This is a genomic window from Sulfuricurvum sp. PD_MW2 (assembly GCF_002633015.1).
Taxonomy (GTDB): Bacteria; Campylobacterota; Campylobacteria; order Campylobacterales; family Sulfurimonadaceae; genus Sulfuricurvum.
In genome coordinates this window covers 25,990-39,097 of record NZ_NSIU01000022.1, presented here as the reverse complement: position 1 = coordinate 39,097, position 13,108 = coordinate 25,990, and the positions used below count along the sequence as shown (strand labels likewise).

The 13,108-nt window shown below is 42.8% G+C and carries 15 protein-coding genes; all 15 read right to left on the bottom strand.

The window, feature by feature from the left end:
• Window positions 1–61 precede the first annotated feature (61 nt).
• The 15 genes from CJD30_RS09455 to amrS all read right to left on the bottom strand — a co-directional run bounded on the left by CJD30_RS09455 (window position 62) and on the right by amrS (window position 13,088).
• A complete protein-coding gene (locus CJD30_RS09455; RefSeq protein ID WP_294918544.1) occupies window positions 62–1,339 on the bottom strand; it encodes a DNA polymerase IV in 1,278 nt (425 codons plus the stop codon).
• A gap of 48 nt (window positions 1,340–1,387) precedes the next feature.
• On the bottom strand, window positions 1,388–2,653 hold the full coding sequence (gene rpoN, locus CJD30_RS09450) for an RNA polymerase factor sigma-54 (protein ID WP_294918543.1): 1,266 nt from the start codon (window positions 2,651–2,653) through the stop codon (window positions 1,388–1,390).
• A gap of 155 nt (window positions 2,654–2,808) precedes the next feature.
• A complete protein-coding gene (locus tag CJD30_RS09445; RefSeq protein WP_294918542.1) occupies window positions 2,809–3,099 on the bottom strand; it encodes a 2Fe-2S iron-sulfur cluster binding domain-containing protein in 291 nt (96 codons plus the stop codon).
• An 84-nt stretch (window positions 3,100–3,183) separates the two neighbouring features.
• Complete coding sequence (locus CJD30_RS09440; protein WP_294918541.1) at window positions 3,184–3,627, bottom strand: nitrogen fixation protein NifZ; 444 nt, start codon at window positions 3,625–3,627, stop codon at window positions 3,184–3,186.
• On the bottom strand, window positions 3,584–3,958 hold the full coding sequence (locus tag CJD30_RS09435; protein ID WP_294918540.1) for a nitrogenase-stabilizing/protective protein NifW: 375 nt from the start codon (window positions 3,956–3,958) through the stop codon (window positions 3,584–3,586). The genes CJD30_RS09440 and CJD30_RS09435 overlap by 44 nt, the downstream gene beginning before the upstream one ends.
• 12 nt (window positions 3,959–3,970) lie before the next feature.
• Window positions 3,971–4,486, bottom strand: a complete 516-nt coding sequence (locus CJD30_RS09430; RefSeq protein ID WP_294918539.1) for a flavodoxin — start codon at window positions 4,484–4,486, stop codon at window positions 3,971–3,973.
• Entirely contained in the window at window positions 4,487–4,939 is a 453-nt protein-coding gene (locus CJD30_RS09425) for a NifX-associated nitrogen fixation protein (RefSeq protein ID WP_294918538.1), read from the bottom strand.
• On the bottom strand, window positions 4,940–5,392 hold the full coding sequence (gene nifX / locus CJD30_RS09420) for a nitrogen fixation protein NifX (protein ID WP_294918537.1): 453 nt from the start codon (window positions 5,390–5,392) through the stop codon (window positions 4,940–4,942).
• The gene (gene nifN, locus CJD30_RS09415) at window positions 5,382–6,680 is read right to left on the bottom strand and encodes a nitrogenase iron-molybdenum cofactor biosynthesis protein NifN (protein ID WP_294918536.1); all 1,299 of its coding nucleotides are present in this window, start codon (window positions 6,678–6,680) and stop codon (window positions 5,382–5,384) included. The genes nifX and nifN overlap by 11 nt, the downstream gene beginning before the upstream one ends.
• Before the next feature lie 49 nt (window positions 6,681–6,729).
• The gene (locus CJD30_RS09410) at window positions 6,730–7,779 is read right to left on the bottom strand and encodes a response regulator (RefSeq protein ID WP_294918535.1); all 1,050 of its coding nucleotides are present in this window, start codon (window positions 7,777–7,779) and stop codon (window positions 6,730–6,732) included.
• Window positions 7,776–9,011 (bottom strand): hybrid sensor histidine kinase/response regulator, encoded by a 1,236-nt coding sequence (locus CJD30_RS09405; protein WP_294918534.1) that lies wholly within the window; start codon window positions 9,009–9,011, stop codon window positions 7,776–7,778. The genes CJD30_RS09410 and CJD30_RS09405 overlap by 4 nt, the downstream gene beginning before the upstream one ends.
• Window positions 9,012–9,107: 96 nt before the next feature.
• Window positions 9,108–10,469 (bottom strand): nitrogenase iron-molybdenum cofactor biosynthesis protein NifE, encoded by a 1,362-nt coding sequence (gene nifE / locus CJD30_RS09400; protein ID WP_294918533.1) that lies wholly within the window; start codon window positions 10,467–10,469, stop codon window positions 9,108–9,110.
• Between the two features lie 59 nt (window positions 10,470–10,528).
• Window positions 10,529–11,134 carry a class I SAM-dependent methyltransferase gene (locus tag CJD30_RS09395; RefSeq protein ID WP_294918532.1) on the bottom strand — a complete coding sequence of 202 codons (606 nt, stop codon included), beginning with the start codon at window positions 11,132–11,134 and terminating at the stop codon, window positions 10,529–10,531.
• A 20-nt stretch (window positions 11,135–11,154) separates the two neighbouring features.
• Entirely contained in the window at window positions 11,155–12,024 is an 870-nt protein-coding gene (locus tag CJD30_RS09390; protein ID WP_294918531.1) for a PDC sensor domain-containing protein, read from the bottom strand.
• A gap of 35 nt (window positions 12,025–12,059) precedes the next feature.
• Window positions 12,060–13,088, bottom strand: coding sequence for an AmmeMemoRadiSam system radical SAM enzyme (amrS, locus tag CJD30_RS09385; protein WP_294918530.1), 1,029 nt, complete (start codon window positions 13,086–13,088; stop codon window positions 12,060–12,062).
• Window positions 13,089–13,108 lie beyond the last annotated feature (20 nt).

Sequence of the window (13,108 nt, the reverse complement as noted above, 5' to 3'; positions counted from 1 at the left end):
GTGTTGCATATTCAAATATCTAAATAAAAGATCCAATTTTTGTGATTCCTACATAGAATGATTACAATTCGCTACCATTTCGTACTATATCCATTCCATATTTATCCCGTATTTGGGTTAATACGTCTGTGAGTTTGTTCATTTTTGTATCATTTTGTATTTCGAGCAAATCGAAGCTTTTCGGATCATGAGATGTAAACTTTGTCGCACTCATACCAATGTAACGGATACTGCTATGAGGATAAATATCAAGTTCTCTAAATTTTTCAATCGAAAAATGGTGTAAAAAATGTTCGTTGAACAAGCGATACAATGTATACTGTTTTTTTGAACTAAGGCCGTTATCAAATCCAAGTGAAAAGGCGTACGTTGTCGGGTTGACTCCTAATTTCATAATGGTATGACTCCAGTGACGCACCAAAATGTGGATACGGCGATAAAGCTCATCACGTTCCTCTATCGGATGATCCATTGAACGTGACAGCCCTATCCCTTTTCGAGAGCGTTTTGATTGAACGGGTTCGTTATCCTCTCCTCTCAACCGCTGGTACAAATCATGTCCAGCCCTGCCCCATGATCGTATCAGATTCTCTGAACGCCAGGCATCCCCGATGGTTTTGATCCCGTATCGAGCCATTTTAGCGGATAACGCTTTTCCTACGCCAGGAAATTCACCAATCGAAATATCTTTGACAAACGATTCAATCTCATCATGACGGATAACCCGTGTACCGTACGGTTTAGCGGCGGAAGTTGCCAGTTTCGCAATCCATTTGGAACAGCTGGCCCCTATCGAAACCGGAAGTTTAAACTGCCCCATAATCTGATGTTGGAGTTCTCGTATAAAGGCATCCGTGTCTTCATCCGCAATCCATCCTCTCAGATCACCGAACATCTCATCGATACTGTATTGCTCCATCACGGGAACAACCGTGGCGAGAAACTCCATCAACTCATGACTCATCGTATGGTAGAGCAGATGATTCGGAGGAAGCAAAATCAAATGTGGACACAGACGGAGTGCTTCATGAACACTCATCGCCGTTTTCACCCCATATGCACGCGCTTCGTAACTTGCCGTCGTGATGATACCGCGCAGCGTATCGCCGTCTTTGAAATACTCTTTATTATCGTATTGGGCATGAAACAACGACGGAACAAACGCCCCGCTGTTCAGATTCATGAGCTTTTTCCCCTGCGCCGGATTTTTATCGAAGATAAAGGGATCCCCCCGTCCTCCGACCGCAACACATTTTCCATTCAATGCGCTATTGTGTACCCGTTCGCAGGAAGCAAAAAAACAATCAAGGTCTAAATGGATAATCATAGAGCGCATCATAGTGCGATCTTCTGCATCCTCTCATTTTTTTGTCAGATTGACATATAATCAGAGCAATTCAAGTTTATACAAAAATAACCGCTCTTTATAGGAAGGGATATCGAGTTCCTGACGGTATTTGGCGATAACGCGACGCACCATTTTCACCCCAAAACGCTCTTCGATCATCTCGTGCAGTGTTTTGTCGCTAAATGGGTCCTCTTTGTTTTCACTGCTCACCAAACGCTGTAAGAAATGTTTGATCTCTGACGTGGAGACTTCTCCGATCGAGTTGGAAAAAAAATCTTTGAACGCAAAGAGTCCCCGTTCGGTTTGGATATATTTATCGGCAATCGCACGAGAGATCGTCGATTCGTTAAATCCCAGTTCATCCGCCACATCCTGCAAACGAAGCGGTTTCAGCTCTCCCCCCATAAAAAAGCCATACTGTTTCTCAAGCAGCACTAATGCGACGTTATAAAGGGTCGCTTTACGCAAATCGAGCAATTTCACCAGTTCACGTGCCTCTTTGAATTTTTGACGGGCAAAATTATCGTATTTATCGATCAAATTCACCTGCAAATCGGGATAAAAGGCATGATTGATACGGATATTGAGTTCCGAACCCGAAAACTCAACGAACAAATCTGGAGTCACTTGTGCTTCCGGTTCCATATACTCCAATGCCGGAGGATTATGGAGCTGCTGCAGTATATGTTTGGCATCATGCAATCTCGGATGGTTGATAAATTTTTCCATCTTGTCAAACTGCAAAATCATCGCACTGAGCAAGATACTCAGTTCATCGTCCAAATCATAGTCGCTGAGCTGAAACAAAAAGGACTCTTTGTAATCGACAGCCCCAACACCGGAGGGTTCCAAGTGGGCAAAGCGCTGACGCACTCTCTCGACACTCTGAGCATCAGTGTCACACTGCCGTGCTACCTCTTCGACCGAGCCTTCAAAATACCCTTCGTCATTAATGTAGTAAACGATTTGACGTGCAATTTTTTGAGAGATTGGCGTGGGAAATAGCGGTGCAACAATCTGTTCATCAAGTTTTTCATAGAGTGAAGTAGAAGAGATACTGAGCCACTCGATCTGATCGCTCGATGAATTGGAAACATAGTTTTGAAATGCGCCGTATGCCGTATTTCCCCCTACTCCTGAATTTGACTCTTCAAATCCAGATTTTACCTCTAAACAAGGATTTTCATTTGTAATAATTTGTAAATGTTTTTCAAGATCATTCAATGAACATTGCAATAAAGGGAGCCATGTCTGCATTGATAAACGGGGAAGCTGCTTTTGTTTATAAGAGAGTGTCGTTTGCATGATAAACCGCCTAAAAAAATACACATTGACGCAAACCGAGTGCATATTTTGTTCTTATGAAAAGTATAGTATTTTTTTAAGCAGTTTAATGATTAAAAAATAAACAATCCTATTCATGACTCAACAATTTCGCCACGAATAAAGATTGTAATGTTTTAGTATTTGATACGTACCAAACCGTTTGGTGCGATCACTTTCATTTGGCAGGCAAGACGAGCTTTCGGATTGCTTTCATTAAGCGTTTTAAGTACCGCTTTCTCTTTTTCGGTAATTTCACTCATGAATTCCATACCTGATTCGATCATTACGACACAAGTACCGCATTCACCGTCTCGGCAACCGAATGGAAGAGCACTACCGGAAGCTTCAACGATGTCTTGGATCGTTTTGCCCGGTATGACGTTGATCGCCAAAAAGTCATTCATAATTTCTACACGTGTTGTCATCCCAACTCCTTTGTTGATTACGATTATTTAGCCGCAAGGGCACCAATTTGATACAGTATGCAAAAATCTCAGAAAAGCGTTTGTTTATTCCCCCTCTTCTTGAGATTGCGCCGCCCTCTGAGCGACTCGCGATGCACGATGTTCTTTGATCCATCGTAATTCTTCGGCGACTTCATCGTAGCCGTCTTCCTCAAGAGCACTTTCCAACTCCGCTTCGCGGCATCCGAAAATAAACCCCTCTTCGAAAAAATTTACCTCATAGATGCGGATCGTTTGCAAAAAATCGCCGATTTTACGGACATATCCTTCTGCTCCCGCTTCGATCAGGACGTCGCCCACCTGGGCGTAGGGATACGTTCCGTCATTTCGGATCGATTTGATCAATCGAACCCGCTCGCCCACTCGATAAAGTGACAAAATCTCATCTTTAGTTGACATTTTGTAGAGGTTGGTACGACGTGAAGCCTCATCAATCGGCATATCTTCAGAAGCTGACGGTATTGTGGCTGATACAGGCATGCGTTCCATTACTCACCTCCTCGATTGTACTGCAGCTACTTGACGTTGAACAGGTTCCGCAAGCGCTCGGTTTGTCAAACATTTCCCATACGTCAGCGGCAGATGGGCTATACCCGTTCTCAAAATTTTTATAGACGGTCAAAAGTGCAAAGCGGTAATACTCGAGCAGCTTCGATTCGCTCCCCATGTCATGACCTTTAGCTTTTTCAACCAGTTCACCAAATTTTTTCATAATATGAAAACGCTTGACTTGTATTAGCCGTTCATCGTATTCAAGGTCAAAAAAATCGAAAAAATCTTCAGTATCGGTTATTTTTTGAAATTCGGCTAATGTTCCCATCTCCATCTCCTTTTATAACCCCATCTCACTTTTGAGTTGGGATGCCCACGTTTTGACCCGCTCTTCGGTCAAATCTTCCTGATTCACATCATCTATCCCCAGACCGCAGAATTTCCCCTCACGTTCTGCCAACGAAAACTCGTATTCATACCCACTAGTCGAGGTAAACCCGTACGCACTCGCTCCCAAAGAGGTAAATAGATCATACATTTTCCCAAGTGCGCTCAAAAAGTGTTCTCCGTGCGTTTTTTGATCTCCCGCACCAAAAAAAGCGACTTTTTTTCCGTCTAAATCGGGGCGTTCATTATCCAATTCGTACAAAGGGTCAACCCAGTCACGCTGCGGATCCCCTTGTCCCCATGTGGATGAACCGATGAGCAATACATCAAAATCTTCAAATTGATCAATACCATCAAAATCTTCTTCCATATCGATGAGTTCCGAACCTTTGAACTCATCGGCTAAAAGTTCTGCCGCTCCTCGTGTCACTCCACTGCTGCTTCCGAAAAAAATTCCTACTTTTGCCATTTATTCCCCTTTAATACATGGTTTGTATTGTTCATATATCTCAATCGCCTGAGATAACGTTTTATCTCCGTCTTCAAACAGCGCATCCAAAGTGCGATAACTGAAGCGATGTGCATCTTTGAAATATTTGTTGACAATGCAGATACGATCGGCGATCACTGCACAGCGACCGAATCCCTCATGACTCATCTCCATAATGACGTTGCACACTACACCCGTTTTACGTTCAAACGAAAGAGCGATCGCTTTGTAGATCATTTTGATATCGTTGATCATCATCTCATCAATGTCGGCGATCAATGGGACAAGCTTTAGTTCCTCTTTGGTTTTCACATACTTTTTGACGAGGAGCTCTTCATCACCGATTTTTGCCCAATTCCCAAATTGGTCAAGTGCACGGATTTGACGAACGATCTCCAGTCCAAAGTCACTGAGTTGTTTTTCTGCTTCCATTTATTCTCCCTCTGCCCATCGGTCTTGTCTTACATCGTGTAGTGTTTCCATCTTCATGATATTTTTGACCCACGGCGGAGGATTGCCGTTGATCATCGTGACCAATGTTTTTAAAATATCTTCGATCGGAGTTGGTTCGTTCACTTTCATCGGATGGATTCCGGAGCGGATCACTTTTGCCGCCGCAGTACCTCCGATACTTTCACAATACATGATATTGACTCCCTTGAGAGCGCGAATACGAAAATCGGTTTTATCATCATCTTCGAGTTCTGATGTATCGGTTTTGATCACTTCAGAAACTTCATAACCCACTGGTGAAACGTTGTAGACGACAAACTCTTTTGCACCGCCGAAGTGGGCATTGACCTCTTCCATGTCTTTGGTTGCAAATGCAACTCTCAATGCGCTATTCATTGTCCCATTCCCCTCTACTGTGATTTTAGTGTTCATGTTTAACCTTTCTCAGTTCGTTAGCTATTTCAAACAAAAAGTAAGTACTTCCCTCATACAGTTGATCGTTTTTGAGCTGGTTTCCTAACTCTTCGTAATTTGGAAATCCTCGGACAACGAGCGCCGTATGATAAGTAGTATGCAAGATCCGTTCTGCATGAAAATTGCTGATGACCATATCCGCATCATCAAAAAAAGCGCATGCATCTTCCAAATCCCCGACAAATACTTTCTCCGCATCGATCAGGTGGAGCGAATCGCTAAACGTCGTGGAGACGGCTGCACGGATGGTTCCGCCGACACTGTTGATCAAGGAACACATCCCCACTAACATATCAGGTTCTCCCGTAATAACAAAATGGGAACTCCCGATCAGAAAATGGGTATCGAGCATCGCATCTTGTAACCGCGCTCGCCACCGTTTAATCATCGGTTTTGGTTCATCTTGTCGGATTTCCATCAAGCTACTTACAAAATTGTCGCACCCGTCCAATCCCATCAGATGATCGAAATGAAAATGCGTAATTAAAGGATTCTTTTTTTGAAGTGCCAATGCCGATTTTTTCATCGATGCGCCGATACTGACAACAACACTAGAGGTTGCCAAATCGCGTATCTGTTCAACCGTGATTCCACCGTTGGCAAGTTTTCCCTGCCCTGCTTCCCAGTACCCATCAAGTGAGGTCGAGAGATCGGGAAGTGCATAGGTCTCAAACCCGAAGTCCTCGCAAAATCCTTTGATCTTCTCCACTTCGATCGGCTGCATGCTGAGATGAGGAAGAAAAACGAGCTTGTCAGATTTGATTTCGGTTGCCTCTACGGTGAGCTGTTCGATCATTGCCGTGACTGTGAGCGCCCATCCACTCTCCATTCCCCCTTCATAATCGGGAGTATTGACGAACACATAAGGGATCTCGATATGAGTTCCAACGCCGCGAACATCATCCCCTTTGGTCTCGGTAAGTCCCGTCGTGTGCAGACCGATCATGGAAGGCTTGAGATTTTTCTCTTTATTCTGGATATTCTCAATTGCCATGAGTATCGAATAATCTCCCCCATCGAGGACGGCAGTAATATCACTCACCGAAGTGTTGTTAATGGCGATGGGTTCGTTGAAATGTCGGGTAAAAAAGACTTTGGTATACGAGGCGCACCCTTGTGCAGAGTGCATGAGAGGCATACAATCTTTTACCCCTAAAAATGCGAGGGTTGCCCCCATCGGCTGGGAGTGTTTGATCGGATTTACTTGAAGCGGTTTATGTTCGTGTTTAGAGAGGGAGAATTCCATGACAACTCCTTGTTGTCATGGATATTGCAAGAAGTGTGCGAGATAACTTTTAGAAGAGGTCTAAATCACCCTCTTCCAAATCTTCCGGATTAATCAATCCAATCACTTGCTGAATACTCATAATCGTCGGAAGATGAATCTGATGAATATTCTTCATCGCCATGCTTTCTACCGAGAAGCGTTGAACGTAAAGAGTCATGTCAATACAAATAGCATCGAATAGTTTTAAAATATGTTCGGGATTTTTATTGAACAAGGTAGTAAAGTTAACCTCATCATCTTCAATGATTTTTGCCAATTCACCAATACTTTTTGCCAATGGATCCAAAAATGGGGTGTAACGGTATAAAATATTTGAGAATTTAGTAATCAATACCGACATCTTACGAATGTGCTCAATATCGAAATTACTACTGTATAGACAAATTTGATCCAAAATATCATTCAAAATTTCACTCATCTCATCGGTATCATCTTTGATAAACAATACGCTATCGGCATCATCGTCTAAATCATGACCAAAATAATCTTCCAATACCGGATCTACAAGACTTGTCGTATCATTTGTTAAAAGTTCATTCACCTGATCATTCTTGATTGAGATTGCATTGATTTGTGCCGTGAGCAATCTCACCTGTTTTTCAAGTTTGCTGCGTTCACGGTTAAGCATCTCAAAAAGTTCAATATTGACATTTTGTGCATTTGCATCCCTACAGACCGGATAGAGTACATTGAGAACATTTTGCTGCATAATCGGTTTTAAAATAAAGCTGCTGACACCATTTTCAATCAACTGAATCAAAATCTCCGGTTCATTATGGGCTGAAACTGCAATCACTTTTTGTTCCGGATGAATTTCCCGAATCGCTGAAATCATATCAATACCATTCATTCTAGGCATATTGATATCGGTTATGACAATATCGAATTTTCGGGAATTATACTTTTCCAATCCGTCTACACCGTCTACACCGACATCAATGTATTCAAAAAACGGACTGAGCAATAATGTCATCTCTTCTCGTAAACACGCATCATCTTCTACATACAAAACACAGAGTTTTTGTGAAAAATGATAAACATCCTTGGCACTGATCATAATTCCTCCTCATTTAGTTTATCGGGGATAATTTCAATACTAAAATCAGCTCCCCCAAATACTGCATCATTACTGACACTCAATGTACCGCCTACATGCCGTTCAATGATAGTTTTTGCCATATGCAATCCGATACCGGTACCATTTTTTTCGCTCTTAGTAGAAAAATAAGGTAAAAATATTTTCTCAATGATAGCCTGAGGAATCCCCTGCGCATTATCCGTGATATTGATACAAATTCTCTCGCCCTTTTTTTGAAGAGTAATACGAAGTTTCGGTTTTGCTATATCTTTTTCTATAAATGCATCTTTGGCATTGTTGATAATATTGATCAGTACCTGTTTGAGTTCATTTTCAAAGTTAGTAATAACGATGCCGGTATCTATGTTCAAGTCTAACTCTATGTCAAGATAATGTTTTTCAGGAATTACCATACGGCATACACTATTGATCAATTCAGCTACATTGAAAGTATTTGCCGTATTCGTCGGGCGGTAAAAATTACGAAAATCATTAACCGTTTTTGATAAAAAATCGGCAGCCTCTTCAATCCGGACAAAAGCGTTATGCAAATCCTTCTCGATTGCCCCATAAGGGTCATCTGATCGCTTGTAAAGATCCAAATCCATCCGTGTTCGTGTTGTTGCGATAATAGCGGTAATCACCGATAGAGGCTGACGCCATTGGTGGGCGATCATCGAGAGCATTTCCCCGGTTTGAACCAATTTGGATTGCTGCATTAAAAGATTGCATTGCAATTTGTTCTCTTCGGTAATATCTTCAAGTTTTTTGTGAAATTCCCGCACCTGCTCTTCTACATATTGATCCGGCAAGACGATCCGTATAACATCGTAGGTCACCTGCAAAAAGCATTTCGGCATGAAAGGTTTGATCGCAAAAAATGTCACCCCTATTTCATACAGTTTTGTCATGACAGGAACATTCTCTTTATCAATCAGAACAATAAACTTTTGATATTTGTCAAGACTTTGGAGTTTCGTGATAAGTTCCATTCCATCCATATCGCTAAGACTCAGATCAACATAGACTATGGCAAAAGTACTCGGAGTGTATTGGGTGATAGCATCGCGAGCCGAAGTAACAGCCACAATTTCATCAAAATAGGGAGTCAATATTTCACGGGAAGTATGAGAAAGCTCTTCTGTACCGGCAACAATCATTATTCTCAGATCTTTGCCAAGTCGTGTAAGAATTTTCAAATCATTTTGCATCGTGCGTTATCCCTATATCGAGTCTCTCATTTTATAAGGATAATAGTATCTCTCCTACGTTGCATCTTTGTTGCAATATGGATAGTTAAACGTTTTTTATTCAGTTTCCCATGGAGCCTTTTTTCCAACATTGGCAAAAACTGGATTTCTAAAGGCATATTTCAAATCTTCTGCAAGATTGAGCAGTCCGTTGTATCCTCCATAGCTTGTCTTTTTCTCCTGATTGACATCGATAAAACTGATCTTTTTTTTGATCGCGGTATAGAGACTTCGACCTCCGGCGAGGAGGATATGTGCCCCCGTCTGATCAATGATTTTCCCCTGTTCTGCGGCCGGTTTTTTCATCAATACCCCGTTTTCACCCAGATACTCGCGCGCTTTATCGATATCATCCTGCGTCGATTTGGCAATGCTCGTCGCTACGACCTCAATCCCCAAATCTTGCAACCCCGACGCGATCGACCACGCTTTGTTTCCCCCCGTATTGAGTACCGCTTTTTTCCCTTCAAAAAGGGCTTTATAGGGGGCAATTTTCTCTTCCAATGCTGCCTCTTCTTCGGCAATCACCGCCTCGGCTCGCAAAATTAGCTCTGGATCACCCAACGCGTTCACAATCTCCCGTATTGCAAACGTCGTATCGCGTTTCCCGTAAAACGAAACCGAAATCCAAGGGATACCATAGTTCTCTTGCATTTTACGGGTCAACGTAATAAGAGATTTGGCACATACAATCACATTGAGCTTCGCACGATGAGCGCATCGTATATCTCCTACCCGTCCATCTCCGCTCATGGAGCTTAATACACGAATACCGATCTTTTCAAAAATAGGAAGATACTGCCACATATCCCCCGTGACATTGTAATCACCGATCAAATTGATGTCATAAGGGGTCATAAATTCGGGCTCTTTTGTACCGATCAGATGTTCCAATACCGCTTCGCCTGCAAGGCGTGAACCGAGATTTTTACTTCCGACAAATCCCGCCGCATGGACGGGGACGATAGGGATAGCGTGTTTTTCACTCCCGAGTTTACACGTCATATCGATATCATCCCCCACAAGTGCCGTAACACACGTGGAATAGACAAAAATCGCTTCGGGACGGTAGTGTTCCATAATGTAGTCGATCGACTCACCAAGCCGTTTATCACCGCCGAAGATCACATCATTGGTATTGATCCCCGTGGTAAAGCCCATCTGGGTATGATCCCTCCCCGTGTACGACGTTTTTGTCTCACGGGTCTCCCAGGATGCTCCCAAACACGTCTGCGGTCCATGGACAAGATGCACGGCATCGGCATAGGGAAATAGTGATATTTGAGCTCCATCAAACGCACATCCTCCCGTAGCAAGCCCTGGCTTTGGTTTGTCACACCCCTCACCCGGTTTTTTCTCTTTGCTGTGCGAGCAGGCGCTTTCGTTCATCAACTCTTTGATTTTGGAACGGCTGACCATAGAATACTCCTCAAGATGAAGTACCTATGCCAATGCAAGAAATGTGCGAGAAGGCAGATTTAGGAGTTTTTGGAAGCGGTTAGGAGAAAAATAGGATAGTTTTGATCCTCTCTCTCGACCGTGTAAGCATGGTGAAAACGGACATTGCAAAATCCCGCTTTTTCGATTGTTGTGCGCAGAGCATCCCGTTCAAATCCGAAATGATGAACCCCTTCATTGCCGTGAGAATGAAAGGTACCGTCTTCCGCTTCAAGATCGGCAATGGCAATAAATCCGTCCCGTTTCAAATGATCGTAAAAAGCTCGAAAAAGCTCCGCCGTATCCTCTACGTGATGCATCGCCATCGAGCTAACGATTCCATGAAACTGCTGATCCAGCGGTGTTGTGAGGATATCATGATAGAGAGGAGTAACCTGCAGTTCAGGGGTATTTTTGGATGCGAGCTGTTCCAACATCTTCTCTGAGAGATCAACGCCGACAACCTGATTGACCATCGGTGCAATTTTAAAACTGAGCAACCCCGTTCCGGCACCGAAATCCATAATATTCATCCCTTTGAGCAAAGCGATTCGAGAAATAATCGTTTGAAACACGGCATGCGCAATATTTTGGCGCAAATCACCTTTATCCCAATCTGGGGCCGCCTGGTTGAAACGTTCACTCATATTCTATCCCTCAACAACCATTATTCCGGACTTTTATTCTTTTTACGGCTGACATAATTCAAGATCGCCATAGAGACGATCAAGATACCCACACCGCTGATCAGATAAAATGCGAAATGCATGTTACGGATATCATCGATTGCCACTTTGAAAACAACCATAAGCGATTCGATGGAGAGTGCAATAATAATCGACGTTAAAAATTTGCTCAGCGTTTTATATTCGCTCCCCTCTTCCAACGTCAAAGATCGATAAAAAACTTCTTGTTCCAGTATCGTCTTTGATAGATCATAAATCGCAATGGCAAGAGTGATTCCGATGATCGATTTAAACACATAATGGAGCGTCTCATCCCCAAAGGAGAGCACTGCTTTTACAAATCCGATCAACCCGTAAATTCCCAAAAAGAGCGCAAGCAATATCAAACCGCTCCCTAACAATGCATAAATCGCTACAGAGAGTTTTGAAATAAGCCGATTGCTGTCGATCAAATGCATTTTACTCAACACCGCTATCAACTCCAAATCGAAAACAGCAATTTTTCCATCTGCATGTTTACGGGCTATGGAAAGTTTCGGTTTACCGCTATTGGCACAGATATAGGGGTTTGAAACATAGTTCCCCTTCTCATCAAACTGTATTCTGTTAATAAAATACGATCGATCCGTCCCTTTGAGCGATTCATCATACTCGTTTCGACGCCATGTCGGTGTTATTTGGATCCCTGATTCATCTATCAGATACATGTCACTTAGACAAGGAAGACGTTTGAAGATTTTTTTGACCTCTCCCTCATCAGTCTCTATTTTTTGATTGTCATTGATCGTTGTGAGTAAAAAACCTTCAACCGCTTCGCGATTTTCACGATATATCCGCATCATCTGTTTCATTACGTATTCCGATTGTTAAATAGTATTAAGTGTACCTAAAACATCCATATACCTTCGATAGACGTAGCGCAATAAGGACATAAATTATCATGAATGAGAGAGTTCGTAACGTATTGGCCTATATGCCCATGACGTTCAATGAGCAATTTATGACACGTAGGGCAATAGGTCGATTCACGCGATCTATCGTCAATGTTTCCGACGTAGATATATTTCAATCCCGCTTCAGTACCGATCTCATACGCACGTCTGAGAGTAGATTCGGGAGTTCGAGGACGATCCGTCATCTTATACGTCGGATGAAATGCACTGATATGCCATGGCATCGATGGATCAATCGATGCTTGAAACGCAGCAATTTTTCGTATCTCTTCATCTGAATCGTTTAACCCCGGTATGAGCAACGTGGTCGTCTCGATCCATATCCCTTTTTTATGGGCATATTCGATGGTATCCAATACCGGTTTGAGCGATGCACCGCAAATATCTTTGTAAAAAGATTGACTATATGCTTTGATATCAATATTCATCCCATCCAAATACGGCTCGATCGTATCGATTGCTTTATGGGTTTCATAACCGCTGGTGACATAGATATTTTTGAGTCCTGCTGCGTGAGCAAGCCGAGCAGTATCATAAGTATATTCGAAAAAAACTACCGGCTCGTTGTAGGTATAGGCGATACTTTTACATCCGTGCTGAAGTGCTAAAGCAACAGCATCATCAGGCGATAGAGGTTGCCCGACAATACGATGGTGATGTTCTTTTGGATATTGGGAAATATCCGCATTTTGGCAAAATGTACACGAAAAGTTGCAGCCGACCGTTCCAAATGAAAACACACTTGTCCCCAGCAAAAAATGGAACATCGGTTTTTTTTCGATCGGATCGATATTGACCGCAGCTGCAAGGCCGTATGTCAACAAGAGCAACTCATTGTTTTCGACTTTGCGTACTCCGCAGATGCCGTATTCCCCTTCGTAAAGCTTGCAGTGTTGAGAACACGCTTCGCATTCGATTCGTCCGTCCGAGAGTTTATGAGAGAGCCATGCTACGGATGCCATCTTTGAGCTCCTGCTTATTT